This is a genomic window from Bradyrhizobium sp. 191, from assembly GCF_023100985.1.
Classification (GTDB): domain Bacteria; phylum Pseudomonadota; class Alphaproteobacteria; order Rhizobiales; family Xanthobacteraceae; genus Bradyrhizobium; species Bradyrhizobium diversitatis.
This window is the reverse complement of sequence record NZ_CP064692.1, coordinates 4,660,043-4,673,101: the sequence shown is the minus strand read 5'-3', so window position 1 is coordinate 4,673,101 and position 13,059 is coordinate 4,660,043. Positions and strand designations below refer to the sequence as shown.

Sequence of the window (13,059 nt, the reverse complement as noted above, 5' to 3'; positions counted from 1 at the left end):
TCCCTCTCCCCTTGATCGTGCGTTCCCCGTCGCCATCTGCTAGTGGATAGGCACGCGCCGGCCTTGAACCGGCGACGTCTGGAGAAAACCATGTTCATTCAAACCGAAGCCACCCCCAATCCCGCCACGCTGAAGTTCATTCCCGGCCGCGTCGTGGTCGACGGCAGCCCCGTGGAGTTTTCCAGCCGCGAAGCCGCAGGCCGTTCGCCGCTCGCCGAAAAGCTGTTCGACGTGCCCGGCGTCACCGGCGTGTTCTACGGATCGGACTTCATCACCGTGACCAAGGCGAGCGGTGAATGGCAGCAGCTCAAGCCCGCGATCCTGGGTGCCATCATGGAGCACTACATGTCGGGCGCGCCGCTGCTTGCCGACGGCGCAGCGCAGGGCGATGCCGATCTCGACGACGAGGACGAGTTCTTCGACGAGGCCGATGCCGAGACGGTCGACATGATCAAGGATCTGATCGAGACCCGGGTGCGGCCGGCCGTCGCCAACGACGGCGGCGACATCACCTTCCGCGGCTTCAAGGACGGCATCGTCTATCTCAACATGAAGGGCGCCTGCTCCGGCTGCCCGTCATCGACGGCGACGCTCCAGCACGGCATCCAGAACCTGCTCAAGCACTTCGTGCCCGACGTGGTCGAAGTCCGACCGATGTGACGACGAAGTCGTCATTCCGGGATGGTGCGTTAGCACCAGACCCGGAAGCTCGAGATTCCGGGTTCGGTCCTACGGACCACGCCTGAATGACGGTTGTCGTAGGATGGCATATCGAGGGCCCGCAAATCGTGCGTGATGAATGGCGGATAGGCGCTTGGTCCGCTAGACTGTTCCCCATTCGCCACTCGCCATTTGCTTTTTCATGCTGATCCTCGCCATCGATACTGCGCTCGACGCCTGCGCGGCCGCCGTGCTCGACACCGAAACGGCCGAGCTGCGCGCGCAGGAATCGCTGCTGATGAAGCGCGGCCATGCCGAGGCCCTGATGCCGCTGATCGCGCGGGTGATGCAATCGGCCAATCTCGCCTTCACCGCGCTCGATCGCATCGCCGTCAACGTCGGTCCCGGAAGCTTCACGGGCCTGCGCGTCGGCATTTCGGCGGCGCGCGGCCTTGCGCTCGCGGCCGGGCGGCCGGCCGTCGGCCTGACCACCTTGTCGGCCTATGCCGCCACCGTCGTGGGCCAGAGCGGAACGGCGCCCGTGCTCTCCGCAGTCGATGCGCGGCACGATCACGTCTATTTCCAGATCGTCGCCGGCGACGGCAGCCAGCTGGTGCGACCTAAGGTCGCCAGCATCGACGAGGCGATCGCGGCCTCGCAATTCGGCGCGCCGCATCTGGTCGGCAACGCCGCAAGGATCCTCGCCGATCGCTGGCCGAAGGATGGACCGCAACCTGTTGCGGTCGACGCGCAGCCCGCGCCCGATATCAGCTGGATCGCCTGGCTCGGTGCGGCGGCCAATCCCGACACCACGCCGGCGCGGCCGTTCTATCTGAAGGCGCCCGATGCAAAGCCGGCGACACAGAAGCCGCTCGCGGCGCAAGCCGCAACCTCATGATGGGATGGCTGTCGGAGTGGTGGCATGGCGGCAGTGCCGTCGTCGAGCCCGCGACCTTGCGCGATGCCGCGCGGCTCGCGCAGCTGCACGGCGCCTCCTTCGCGCACGGCTGGGGCGAAGGCGAATTCGAGGGCATGATCAGCGAGCGCAACACGCTGGTGCATCGCTTGCGTCTCGGCCGCAAGACGATCGGCTTTGCGGTGTCGCGGATCGGCGCGGACGAGGCGGAAATTCTCTCGATTGCGGTGGACGGGGCTTATCGCGGCCGCGGCTTCTCCCGCACGCTGCTGATGACCCATCTCGGCCACCTCGCCGGGCGCGGCGTGCGCACAATATTTCTCGAGGTGGAGGAAAACAACCAGCCGGCACGGCGGCTCTACGACGGGTGCGGATTCGTGGTGGTCGGGCGCCGCGATCGCTACTATAAGCAGCCCAACGGGGAACAATTGAACGCCCTTCTGATGCGACGCGACTTGTCGTAACATCGGTGGCAGAAAGCGCCCGCCAGGCAGACAACGCTATGACCACATTGAAACCTTCCTCTGCATCCAAGGCGTCCGACATCGAGGCGCGCTGTGCCGCCACGGGCATGCGCATGACCGAGCAGCGCCGCGTCATCGCCCGCGTGCTTGCGGAAGCGATCGATCATCCCGACGTCGAGGAACTCTACCGGCGCTGCGTTGCGGTCGACGACAAGATCTCGATCTCGACGGTCTACCGCACCGTGAAACTGTTCGAGGATGCCGGCATCATCGAACGCCACGATTTCCGCGAGGGCCGCGCGCGCTACGAGCAGATGCGCGACAGCCACCACGACCATCTCATCAATCTGCGCGACGGCAAGGTGATCGAGTTCACCTCCGAAGAGATCGAGAAGCTCCAGGCGGAGATCGCCCGCAAGCTCGGCTACCGTCTGGTCGATCACCGACTCGAGCTCTATTGCGTCCCGCTCGACGACGACAAGCCGACGAATTGATGAACAAATCTTGCGACGGCCTCTCTTCACCTCTCCCCGTCGGGGAGAGGTGGCGTCGCGCGCCCTGCACCAAAGTGCCATAACCAAGTTACACACTGAATGCCCATCGACCTCATCATCTTCGATTGCGACGGCGTGCTCGTGGACAGCGAGGTGATCTCCTGCCGCGCGCATGCGGACGTGCTGACGCGGCACGGCTATCCGATCACGTCGGAGCAGGTGTTCGAGCGCTTCCTCGGCCGGTCGACAAAGCAGGCCAATCTCGAGATCGAGGCCGAGCTCGGCCGCAAGCTGCCCGAGGCCTATCATGGCGACTTGCAGGATGAGCTGTTCCGGTCGTTCGAGGCCGACCTGGAAGCGATCCGCGGCATCCACGATGTGCTCGATGTCGTCACGCAAGCCGTCTGCGTCGCCTCGAGCGGCTCGCACCAGCGCATGCGCGTAAGCCTGGGAAGCACCGGGCTCTACGACCGCCTGGCGCCGAACATCTTCTCGGCCTCCCAGGCGAAGAACGGCAAGCCGGCACCGGACCTGTTCCTGTTCGCGGCAAGCGAAATGGGCGTGCCACCCGGGCGCTGTGTCGTGATCGAGGACAGCCTGGCCAGCATTGCCGGCGCGCGGGCAGCGGGAATGACCGTGTTCGGCTTTTACGGAGGCAGCCATTGCGGCAACGGCCATGCCGAGACCCTGCGGCAGGCTGGCGCCGAACTGACCTTTGCCGACATGCATCAGCTGCCGGAGTTGGTCCGGCGGGTCGAGGCGAAGGCCCTGGCGGGCTGATTATTGCGATGTCACCGTCATTCCGGGGCACGCGCGACGCGCTTGAACCCGGAATTTCGCGCCAAAACCTCTGGATTCCGGGTTCGCGACTGCGTCGCGCCCCGGAATGACGGGACCAAGGCCCCATTCGCTGGATTTTCGGCCCTCCAGCCTATATCTGAGGGCCGTCCTCCACCTCCATTTTCGGGTTCCATGACGCCGCCGCGCAAGCTGCACATCAAATCATATGGCTGCCAGATGAACGTCTACGATGCCCAGCGCATGGTGGACACGCTGGCTCCGGAAGGATTCGTGGAGACGGCCAGCGCGGAGGATGCCGACCTCGTCATCCTCAACACCTGCCACATCCGCGAGAAGGCCTCGGAAAAGGTCTATTCCGAGCTCGGCCGGCTGCGCGTGGCCAAAGACGAGGCCGCACGTACGGGCCGCGCGATGAAAATCGCGGTGGCGGGCTGCGTCGCGCAGGCCGAGGGCGAGGAGATCGTGCGCCGGGCACCTGTGGTCGACGTCGTGGTCGGCCCGCAGAGCTATCATCATCTTCCCGAGCTCTTGAAGCGCGCCGCGGGCGAAGGCCGCGCGATCGAGACCGAGTTTCCCGCGGCCGACAAGTTCGGCTTCCTGGCGCAGCCGAAGCCCGACGCGATCCGCGCCCGCGGCGTTTCCGCCTTCGTCACCGTGCAAGAAGGCTGCGACAAGTTCTGCACCTTCTGCGTCGTGCCTTATACGCGCGGCGCCGAAGTGTCGCGTCCGGTGGCGAAGATCGTCGACGACGTGAAGCGGCTCACTGACAACGGCGTGCGCGAGCTCACGCTGATCGGGCAGAATGTCAACGCCTATCACGGCGACGGGCCGGACGGAAAAACCTGGCCGCTCGGCCGGCTGCTCGAGCATCTGGCGAAGATTCCCGGCATCGCGCGGCTGCGCTATTCGACCAGCCATCCGCGTGACGTCGACGACAGTCTGATTGCGGCCCATCGCGATCTCGGTGCCCTGATGCCGTTCGTGCACCTGCCGGTGCAATCGGGCTCGGACCGGATTCTGGCCGCCATGAACCGGAAACATACCGCCGATGATTACCTCGGGGTCATCGACCGTTTCCGCGCCGCCCGCCAAGACATTGCTTTTTCATCAGATTTCATCGTCGGCTTCCCGGGCGAAAGCGAGCAAGATTTTCTCGCCACCCTCGCGCTTGTCACGCAAATCGGTTACGCTGCGGCATATTCGTTCAAATACTCCGCCCGGCCGGGAACGCCGGCCGCGGACATGCAGGAGACGGTGTCCCCCGCCGAGATGGACCAGCGATTGGAGCGGCTCCAGGAACTGATCGACAGCCAGCAATCGGCCTTCAACAAGGCTGCGATTGGCTCAACGGTCGATGTGCTGTTCGAGCGTCCGGCGCGCAAGGAGGGCCAGATCGTCGGCCGCACCGCGTACCTCCAGCCCGCCCATGTCATGGCCTCGCCCGACATCATCGGACAAATCCTGCCGGTCCGCATCGACAGCCTCGAACGCTACAGCTTTCTCGGCGAGCTCGTGACGCCGCATGGCGCGCGCGAGCCCGCTTTATCGCAAGCCACTGGAGCCTGAACCCTTGCCCAAAAGCGCATCGGATTCGTCTTCGTTCGCTCCCAGCCGCAAATTTGACCGCGACATGCAAGTTCCGCCCGAGACCCAGGTCGTCATCGACTTCGACGACAACCGCGCCGCTTCCGCGCTGGTCGGCCCCTACGGCCAGCACCTGGCGCAGATCGAGCGGCGGCTCGGCGTGGTCGTCGATTCCAAGGGCAACCACATCACCATCGGCGGCAGCCGCGATGGCTGCGACGCCGCGCGGCGCGTGCTGGAGATGCTCTACACGCAAGCCGTGAAGGGACAGGATCTCGACCAGGGCGAGGTCGAAGGCGCGATCCGCGCCGTGATCGCGCAGGGCTCGCTGTTCGAGTTCGACGCCAAATCGGCCAAATCGACCTTCGACAGCATCAACTTGCGCAAGCGCCCGGTGCGCGCGCGCACGGCCGCACAGGACTCCTACATCCGCGCGCTGAAGCGGCACGAGCTGGTGTTCGGCGTCGGCCCCGCCGGCACCGGCAAGACCTGGCTCGCCGTCGCCCATGCCGCCCAGCTGTTCGAGCGCAAGGAGGTCGATCGCATCATCCTGTCGCGCCCGGCGGTGGAAGCCGGCGAGCGGCTCGGCTTTCTCCCTGGCGATCTCCGCGAGAAGGTCGATCCTTATCTGCGGCCGATCTACGATGCGCTCTACGACCTCATGGATGCGCGCATCGTCGAGCGTGCGCTCCAGACCGGCGAGATCGAGATCGCGCCGCTCGCCTTCATGCGCGGCCGCACGCTGACCAACGCCGCCATCATCCTGGACGAGGCCCAGAACACCACATCGATGCAGATGAAGATGTTCCTGACGCGTCTCGGCGAGAACAGCCGCATGATCGTGACGGGCGATCCCTCGCAGATCGACCTGCCGAACGGCCAGACTTCGGGCCTGGCCGAGGCGACCCGCCTCTTGAGCGGCGTCGAGGGAATTGCCCAGGTTCATTTCAAGGCCGAGGACGTGATCCGCCACGAACTCGTGGCGCGGATCGTCTCCGCCTACGAAGGTTCGCCGCAGCGGCCGGCCACCGGTCAATCCTGACGAGGCAACACCGGACCCCAGAGGCGCGAGCACGGCGCCTTTCGTCCCAGACAACACAATGTCCCATTCCAACCTGCCCATGACCGAGGTCCTCGTCGTCGCCGATTGCTGGCAGCGCGAGCCTGATTCCGAAGCCGTGATCCAGCGCGCCGTGGCGGCCGCCGCCGAGAGCGTCGACGAAGACGTTGCCGACGCGGAAGTGGCTGTGATGCTGACCGATGACGCCGGCATCCGCACCCTCAACAGCAACTGGCGCGGCATCGACAAGCCGACCAACGTGCTGTCGTTTCCCGCGCTGCAGCCGGAGGGCGGGTGGAAGCCGGGCGATGCGCCGCGCATGCTCGGCGACATCGCGATCGCCTACGAGACCATGCGGCGCGAGGCGGACGAGGAACACAAGCCGTTCGAGCACCATTTGAGCCACCTCGCCGTGCACGGCTTCCTGCATCTGATCGGCTACGATCACGAGAACGACGGCGACGCCGAGGAGATGGAAGCGCTGGAGACGCAGATCCTGGCGCATCTCGGCATCCCCGATCCCTATGCCGACCGCGCCGGGGCGCACTGAAATGCCGGATTCCGATCCAGTCCAGGACAACCCGCGCAACACGCGCAATCTGCCCGCCGTCGTGGCCCATGGCGAGGTGATGCGCCCGGCCGCCGAAGGCTGGCTCCTGCGCGCCATCCGGACGCTGTTCGGCTGGAAGGCGGGCTCGGTCCGCCACGACCTCCAGGTCGTGCTCGATGCATCGACGCCCGACGACACCGGCTTCTCCGCGGTCGAGCGCACCATGCTGCGCAACATTCTCGGCCTGCATGAGCGCCGTATCGCCGACGTCATGGTGCATCGCGCCGACATCATCGCAGTGAAGCGCGACATCCCGCTCGGCGAATTGATGGACCGCTTCGAGAGTGCCGGCCATTCCCGCCTCGTCGTCTTCAACGAGACGCTCGACGATCCCGTCGGCATCGTCCACATCCGCGACCTGCTCGCCTTCATGACCGCCCGCGCCCGCGTATCGGAAGCCACCAAGACCAAGCGCAAGAAGCCGTTGCCGGCCGGGCTCGACCTGCGCGCCGTCGATCTCGCGCTGCCGCTTCATGATGCGCATATCATCCGCAAGCTGCTCTACGTGCCGCCGTCGATGCGGGCGATCGACCTGCTCGCGCAGATGCAGGCCACGCGCATCCATCTGGCGCTGGTGGTCGACGAATATGGCGGCAGCGACGGCCTGGTCTCGATCGAGGACATCGTCGAGCAGATCGTCGGCGAAATCGACGACGAGCACGACAGCGACGAGCCACCCTCGATCGTGCGCCTGCCCGACAACGCCTTCATCGCCGACGCCCGCGCCAGCCTCGACGACGTCCGGTCTGTGATCGGCGAGGATTTCGTCACCGGCGAAGCCGGCGAGGAGGTGGAGACGCTGGGCGGTTATCTCGTCAGCTTCGTCGGACGCCTGCCGGTGCGCGGCGAGGTGATCTCCGGTCCGGGCACCTACGAGGTCGAGGTGCTCGACGCCGATCCGCGCCGGGTCAAGCGGCTGCGCATCTCGACACGGAAGGAGCGCCCCGCGCCGCGCACCCAGCGCGAGAGCCGGCGCCGCGAAGCCACGCCAGAGAGCGGACAGCCATCGGCCAGCGACACGCCCACGCCGCCACCGAGCGATGGGACCGGCCCGCAGTGAGTCCATCACAGCGACTCCGGCAGATTGCGCTCGCCATCATTCTCACCTGGGGATGGAAGCGCGCCGTCATCGCCATGGCGGCCGGGGCGCTGTCGGTGCTGGCGCTGGCGCCGTTCAACCTCTTCCCGGTGCTGTTCGTCACCTTCCCGGTGCTGGTCTGGCTGATCGACGGCGCCGGCGCCGGCCGCTATGACGGCGTCCCCGCCGCCGCGTTGACCGGCTACTGGTTCGGGCTCGGCTATTTCGTGCCCGGCCTCTATTGGATCGGCTACGCCTTCTTTGTCGACGCCGACGTGTTCGCCTGGCTGACGCCGTTCGCCGTCCTCGGCCTGCCGGCCTATCTGTCGATCTTCACCGCGATGGGCTTTGCGCTGGCGCGCCTGCTGTGGACCAAGAACGCCACGCGCGTGCTGGCGCTCGCCGCGAGCCTCACCATGAGCGAATGGCTGCGCGGTCACGCACTGACAGGCTTTCCCTGGAACGCGTTCGGCTACGCGCTGTCCGAGCCGCTGCCGCTGGCCCAGACGGCGTCGCTGATCGGCCTGTGGGGCATGACGTTCCTGACGGTTGCGATCTTCGCAAGCCCGGCGACGCTGATCGACCGCACGCCCGATCGCCGCCTGCCGTGGCGCGCGCCGGCGGCCGCCGTCGCGCTTCTGGTCGTCATGAGCGTCTTCGGCGCAATCCGCCTGTCGCTGCATCCAACCACGATGGTGTCAGGCGCCAAGCTGCGCCTGATGCAGCCGAACCTCCAGCAGGACGCAAAATTCAACTACGCCGCGAAGACGGAGGTGATGAAGAAGTACCTTGCGCTGTCGGACCGCGCCTCCGGCCCGCAATCGACCGGCGTACGCGATGCCACCATCCTGATCTGGCCGGAATCCGCCTTTCCGTTCTTCCTGACCCGCGAAGCCGACGCGATGGCGCAAATCGCCGACCTCCTGCCCAAGGGTACCGTGCTGATCACGGGCTCGGTCCGCGCACCCGACCTGCCGCGGGGCACGCCGATCACGCGCGCCTATAACTCGATCTACGTGATCGATCACGACGGCAGCGTGCTCGCTGTGTACGACAAGGTGCATTTGGTCCCGTTCGGAGAATTTCTCCCCTACCAGACGTTGATGGAGAAGCTCGGTTTCGAGCAGCTGACGCGTGTGCGTGGCGGCTTCATCGCCGGCAGCGTGCGGCATGTGCTGCCGGTCCCCGGCGTACCACCGGCGCTGCCGCTGATCTGCTACGAAGCCATCTTTCCCGGCGAAGTGGCCGGACGCAACGAACGTCCGGGCTGGATCGTGAACCTCACCAACGACGGCTGGTTCGGCATCTCGACCGGCCCCTATCAGCATCTGGAGCAGTCACGGATGCGCGCGATCGAGCTCGGATTGCCGCTGGTCCGCTCCGCCAATACCGGCATCTCCGCAGTGATCGATCCGGTCGGACGCACGGTCGCAAGCCTCGGCCTCGGCATCGAAGGCATTTTGGATGCAAACCTTCCGGCCGCGATCCCGCCGACCGTCTATGCACGGGTGGGTGATGTACCGGCAATCATGCTCGTCGCGCTCGCCGTGATTGTGGCCGTCCGCCGCCGTGTCGCCAAACGACATCCCTGATTGCCTCTCATGGGCGTAGCCGGAAACCTTTGACAACCGTAGTCCCACGGTTGACAGACTGCACGCGGGCTCCCCATTCTGCACCAGCTGCTAAAGACAGAGGTGCGTTGCTAAATTTCTCCGCAATGTTTCCCAATAACAGGGTTTGGTTTTGACGATGCTGCACCCGAGGCATGCTTGATGATTGCGCCGAAGGTGATGTTTGGAGGGCTGAGGAAATGTCGAAAGCGCCCAACCCTGTTGACAAATATGTCGGCAGTCGCGTGCGCATGCGCCGCATCATGTTGGGCATGAGCCAGGAGAAGCTTGGTGAAGCTTTGGGCCTGACTTTCCAGCAGGTCCAGAAATACGAGAAGGGCACCAACCGGGTCGGCGCGAGCCGCATCCAGCAGATCGCCGAGATTCTCCAGGTGCCGGTGTCATTCCTGTTCGAAGGCGGCCCGAGCGGCGTGCCGGGTCCGGATGGCTTCAGCGAAGGCGCCTCGCCCTCTTACGTCTCGGACTTTCTCGCGACCTCCGAAGGGCTCGCCTTGACCAAGGCGTTCACGCGAATCACCGATTCGAAGATGCGCCGCTCCATCGTCGATCTCGTCGAGCAGATTGCGGCCCGCGAAGGCCCCGACAAGCGCTGAATCGCCATCGCGATGGCGATTTGAGACGGCGTCAAATCTGGCCTATGTCGTCATTTAGGGCCGCGCTTCGATGCGCGCCCGCTTCGATGATGCGATTCAAAGGCACAGATGCGCTCATGACCGGCTCCAATTGGTTCGATTCCCAAACCATCCTCGATGGCATCCGCCGCTGGGTGGAAATCGAGACACCGACCGAAGCGCCTGAACAGGTCAACGAGCTGGTGTCTCTGGTCGCGGAGCAATACCGCGACCTGCCTGTCACGCTCGAGCGCGTCGCCGGCGTGGATGGCTGCGGCGATCATCTCGTGGCGCGAACGAATTGGGGCCAGGACCGACCGGGCATCCTGGTGCTGAGCCATCTCGATACCGTTCATCCCATCGGATTCATCAAGCGCCTGCCGTTCAAGGTTGAAGGCGACGTCGCGTTCGGCCCTGGCATCTACGACATGAAGGGCGGTGCCTACATCGCCCATCACGCCTTTCGCGCGCTTTGCGCGACGGCCGATCGCTCGCCGCTCGGCATCACACACCTGTTCACCTCCGACGAGGAGATCGGCAGCCCGACGTCGCGTGCGCTGATCGAGAAGGAAGGGCGCAAAGCCAAATATGTGCTGGTGACCGAGCCGGCGCGCGACGGCGGCAAGATCGTCACCGGACGCAAGGGCGTCGGACGCTTCCGGGTGTTCGTCAAGGGCGTGCCGGCGCATGCCGGCTCCCGGCCGGAGGACGGCCGCAGCGCCGTCCGCGAGCTCGCCAACATCATCCTGGCGCTGGAAGGAATGAACGATCTGACGCGCGGCGTCACCGTCAATGTCGGCGTGGTGCGTGGCGGCACGCGCCCCAACGTCACGCCGGAAGAGGCCTATGCCGAAGTTGATCTGCGCGTGGTTAGCCTCAAGGACGCAGACGAGTTCGTCGGCAAGATTCTCGGGCTGACATCGAAGACGGACGGTGTCACCTTCACGGTCACCGGCGAGCTCAATCGTCCGCCTTACGAGAAGAGCAACGCAGGCGCCTCGCTGTACGAGCATGCGAAGACGCTCGCCACGGAGATCGGCTTCGAGCTGATCGACACGCACACAGGCGGCGGCTCGGACGGCAATTTCACCGCCGCACACACCGCGACGCTCGACGGGCTCGGCGTCGACGGCAAGGGCGCGCATACCCATTATGAGCAGCTCTATGTCTCGTCGCTCGCGCCGCGCGCGCGGCTGCTCCATCGCCTGTATCAGACGCTGCGATGAGCGAACGCAAATCAGACCCCGATCGCGACCGCGCCTTCTTCGGGCGCCGCAAGGGCCACAAGCTCAGGCAACACCAGGCCGGGCTGATCGAGCAGCTGCTGCCGCATCTTGCACTCGACATCGACGGTGAGGCGCCGGCGGATGCCCGCGCGATCTTCGCTCCCGCAGCCGAAGACGTCAGGCTCGAGATCGGCTTCGGCGGCGGCGAGCATCTCGCGGCCGAGGCCCAGAACTTTCCCGCCACGGGCTTCATCGGCTGCGAACCCTACGTCAACGGCATGGCGAAAATTCTCGCGCAGATCGAGGCCGCCAACATCGGCAATATCCGCCTGTTCGCGGGCGATGCCGCCGAGCTGCTGGCCTGGCTTCCGAAGGCTTCGCTGTCGCGGATCGACCTGATCCATCCCGATCCCTGGCCGAAGCGGCGACACTGGAAGCGGCGCTTCGTCCAGGACAGGACGATCGCCGCAATGGCGCGCGTGCTCCGAAGCGGCGGCGAGTTCCGTTTCGTCTGCGACATCGACGATTACTGCGCCTGGACGCTGTCGCATCTTGCGCGCTCGCAGGACTTCGTCTGGCTGGCCGAACGCGCCGACGATTTCCGCCAGCCATGGCCGGGCTACACTATGACACGCTACGGCCGGAAGGCCGCGCGGGAAGGACGCAAGGCGGCGTATTTGCGATTTCGGCGGGTGTGATTTTTGGCGCGATCCACCCGCAGTCGTCATGCCCGGGCTTGTCCCGGGCATCCACGTACTTTCTTTCAGCGGCACGAAGAACGTGGATGGCCGGGACAAGCCCGGCCATGACGACAAAGCCTGTTCTTTAAATCGTCCGCCGGTTGCGCCAGAAATTCACGACGCGTTCGGCGGTCGTCGGCATCAGGCGCGTGAAGTTCACGCGCGCGGCCTCGAGGTCGGCATCGGCAGGCGTGCGTTGCGGACCGTACCAGAGCAGGATGAGCGCACGCACCGTGGGCCAGCCGAGATTGAGCACGCGGCCCAGGATCAGAAGCGGATCGTAGCGGTCGCCCGCGATCAGGCGGTCGAGGGTCGAGAGGCGAATGCCGGACATCGCCGAGAGCGAGGCGATCGATTCCTCGTATTTGTGCGCCTTGGCGAAGCCGAGCAGCGCGCTTTCGCCGAGATGGCCCTCTCGATGCAAGGCGAGCACCGTGCGCTGCGCGCCCGAAAAATCGCGGCGCGGCCCCGGCGGGCGCGCGGCCTCCTCGATCGCCGCCATCGCGTGCTTGATCTCGGCCTTGCGCGCGGGATTGACCACGCTGGAGAGGCGGCGGCGAATGACGTCGAGCGTCCCGTCGAGCAGCTGTTTCAGGTGCTCGCCGGAGAGGTCGTTGCGCTGGCCGATCTTGAGCGTCAGCACGCCGTCCTGGGCCGCGCGCCTGATCATCTCGGAATAGCTGCCTGGTGAGAACACCGCACCGGCATTGCCCGCGGCGCGGCGCACCACGTCGCGATCGCCGCGCTCGACCAGCACGTCGGTGACGATGGGAGACAGGGCTGGGCGCTCCGTCATCGCCAGGAGATGGCCCTGGCCTTTCAGGCGCGCGATCTCGGCAAGAGCCGCGTCGTCGAGCACGGGCGAGCGGCGCAGCACGGGACCGGCCACCATGATCTCGTTTTCGCGCGCGAGCTGATTGACCAGGTGCGGCGGCGCGTTGTTCAGGTGCGAGAAGCGCTCGGCCAGATCGACCCGCGAGGACAGCTCGGCATGCGGGACGAGATCGATCAGGAGATTGTCGAAGAGATCGATCAACTCGGGGCGGAGCTTCTCCGCATCCTGGAAGAACAACTGGGCGATGGCCCGCGCGATCTCGCCGCGTCGCCGCGGATCGCCGCGTTTGACGATATCGTCCAATCCAGGAATGAGCGACGTGGCAACGGTCATGGAAACGCAACTCGAA

14 protein-coding genes are annotated in these 13,059 nt (G+C 65.6%); 13 read left to right on the top strand and 1 reads right to left on the bottom strand.

What is annotated here, in order from left to right:
* The first annotated feature begins 90 nt into the window (after positions 1-90).
* The 13 genes from IVB23_RS21740 to trmB all read left to right on the top strand — a co-directional run bounded on the left by IVB23_RS21740 (position 91) and on the right by trmB (position 11,833).
* Positions 91-660, top strand: coding sequence for a NifU family protein (locus IVB23_RS21740; RefSeq protein ID WP_194390548.1), 570 nt, complete (start codon positions 91-93; stop codon positions 658-660).
* A 202-nt stretch (positions 661-862) separates the two neighbouring features.
* Positions 863-1,558, top strand: coding sequence for a tRNA (adenosine(37)-N6)-threonylcarbamoyltransferase complex dimerization subunit type 1 TsaB (gene tsaB, locus IVB23_RS21735; RefSeq protein ID WP_247799926.1), 696 nt, complete (start codon positions 863-865; stop codon positions 1,556-1,558).
* A complete protein-coding gene (gene rimI, locus IVB23_RS21730; protein ID WP_247799925.1) occupies positions 1,555-2,040 on the top strand; it encodes a ribosomal protein S18-alanine N-acetyltransferase in 486 nt (161 codons plus the stop codon). Before tsaB ends, rimI begins: the two co-directional genes overlap by 4 nt.
* A 38-nt stretch (positions 2,041-2,078) precedes the next feature.
* The gene (locus IVB23_RS21725; protein WP_061879908.1) at positions 2,079-2,534 is read left to right on the top strand and encodes a Fur family transcriptional regulator; all 456 of its coding nucleotides are present in this window, start codon (positions 2,079-2,081) and stop codon (positions 2,532-2,534) included.
* Between the two features lie 99 nt (positions 2,535-2,633).
* Positions 2,634-3,314 (top strand): HAD family hydrolase, encoded by a 681-nt coding sequence (locus IVB23_RS21720; protein ID WP_247799924.1) that lies wholly within the window; start codon positions 2,634-2,636, stop codon positions 3,312-3,314.
* A 192-nt stretch (positions 3,315-3,506) separates the two neighbouring features.
* Positions 3,507-4,901: a tRNA (N6-isopentenyl adenosine(37)-C2)-methylthiotransferase MiaB gene (gene miaB, locus IVB23_RS21715; protein ID WP_247799923.1), complete on the top strand. Its 1,395-nt coding sequence runs from the start codon at positions 3,507-3,509 to the stop codon at positions 4,899-4,901.
* A gap of 64 nt (positions 4,902-4,965) precedes the next feature.
* The gene (locus IVB23_RS21710; RefSeq protein ID WP_028176508.1) at positions 4,966-5,961 is read left to right on the top strand and encodes a PhoH family protein; all 996 of its coding nucleotides are present in this window, start codon (positions 4,966-4,968) and stop codon (positions 5,959-5,961) included.
* A 58-nt stretch (positions 5,962-6,019) separates the two neighbouring features.
* The gene (gene ybeY / locus IVB23_RS21705; RefSeq protein ID WP_061879911.1) at positions 6,020-6,529 is read left to right on the top strand and encodes an rRNA maturation RNase YbeY; all 510 of its coding nucleotides are present in this window, start codon (positions 6,020-6,022) and stop codon (positions 6,527-6,529) included.
* Position 6,530: 1 nt separating this feature from the next.
* On the top strand, positions 6,531-7,649 hold the full coding sequence (locus IVB23_RS21700) for a hemolysin family protein (RefSeq protein WP_061880266.1): 1,119 nt from the start codon (positions 6,531-6,533) through the stop codon (positions 7,647-7,649).
* Positions 7,646-9,259, top strand: coding sequence for an apolipoprotein N-acyltransferase (gene lnt / locus IVB23_RS21695; RefSeq protein ID WP_247799922.1), 1,614 nt, complete (start codon positions 7,646-7,648; stop codon positions 9,257-9,259). The genes IVB23_RS21700 and lnt overlap by 4 nt, the downstream gene beginning before the upstream one ends.
* Before the next feature lie 218 nt (positions 9,260-9,477).
* Positions 9,478-9,891, top strand: a complete 414-nt coding sequence (locus IVB23_RS21690; RefSeq protein WP_007603895.1) for a helix-turn-helix domain-containing protein — start codon at positions 9,478-9,480, stop codon at positions 9,889-9,891.
* An 86-nt stretch (positions 9,892-9,977) separates the two neighbouring features.
* Positions 9,978-11,135 carry a M20 family metallopeptidase gene (locus IVB23_RS21685; RefSeq protein WP_247799921.1) on the top strand — a complete coding sequence of 386 codons (1,158 nt, stop codon included), beginning with the start codon at positions 9,978-9,980 and terminating at the stop codon, positions 11,133-11,135.
* On the top strand, positions 11,132-11,833 hold the full coding sequence (gene trmB, locus IVB23_RS21680; RefSeq protein ID WP_247799920.1) for a tRNA (guanosine(46)-N7)-methyltransferase TrmB: 702 nt from the start codon (positions 11,132-11,134) through the stop codon (positions 11,831-11,833). The genes IVB23_RS21685 and trmB overlap by 4 nt, the downstream gene beginning before the upstream one ends.
* A gap of 127 nt (positions 11,834-11,960) precedes the next feature.
* On the opposite strand, the gene IVB23_RS21675 is transcribed toward trmB, so the two are convergent.
* Positions 11,961-13,043: a DUF2336 domain-containing protein gene (locus IVB23_RS21675; RefSeq protein ID WP_061879915.1), complete on the bottom strand. Its 1,083-nt coding sequence runs from the start codon at positions 13,041-13,043 to the stop codon at positions 11,961-11,963.
* Between the last annotated feature and the right edge of the window lie 16 nt (positions 13,044-13,059).

Bases quoted from the DNA above. Each gene is read 5' to 3' on its own strand.
- IVB23_RS21740 (WP_194390548.1), top strand. From the start codon at position 91: ATGTTCATTCAAACCGAAGCCACCCCCAATCCCGCCACGCTGAAGTTC.
- IVB23_RS21710 (WP_028176508.1), top strand. From the start codon at position 4,966: ATGCAAGTTCCGCCCGAGACCCAGGTCGTCATCGACTTCGACGACAAC.
- IVB23_RS21690 (WP_007603895.1), top strand. From the start codon at position 9,478: ATGTCGAAAGCGCCCAACCCTGTTGACAAATATGTCGGCAGTCGCGTG.
- tsaB (WP_247799926.1), top strand. From the start codon at position 863: ATGCTGATCCTCGCCATCGATACTGCGCTCGACGCCTGCGCGGCCGCC.
- rimI (WP_247799925.1), top strand. From the start codon at position 1,555: ATGATGGGATGGCTGTCGGAGTGGTGGCATGGCGGCAGTGCCGTCGTC.
- IVB23_RS21675 (WP_061879915.1), bottom strand. From the start codon at position 13,043: ATGACCGTTGCCACGTCGCTCATTCCTGGATTGGACGATATCGTCAAA.
- IVB23_RS21720 (WP_247799924.1), top strand. From the start codon at position 2,634: ATGCCCATCGACCTCATCATCTTCGATTGCGACGGCGTGCTCGTGGAC.
- IVB23_RS21685 (WP_247799921.1), top strand. From the start codon at position 9,978: ATGATGCGATTCAAAGGCACAGATGCGCTCATGACCGGCTCCAATTGG.
- ybeY (WP_061879911.1), top strand. From the start codon at position 6,020: ATGTCCCATTCCAACCTGCCCATGACCGAGGTCCTCGTCGTCGCCGAT.
- IVB23_RS21700 (WP_061880266.1), top strand. From the start codon at position 6,531: ATGCCGGATTCCGATCCAGTCCAGGACAACCCGCGCAACACGCGCAAT.
- trmB (WP_247799920.1), top strand. From the start codon at position 11,132: ATGAGCGAACGCAAATCAGACCCCGATCGCGACCGCGCCTTCTTCGGG.
- miaB (WP_247799923.1), top strand. From the start codon at position 3,507: ATGACGCCGCCGCGCAAGCTGCACATCAAATCATATGGCTGCCAGATG.
- IVB23_RS21725 (WP_061879908.1), top strand. From the start codon at position 2,079: ATGACCACATTGAAACCTTCCTCTGCATCCAAGGCGTCCGACATCGAG.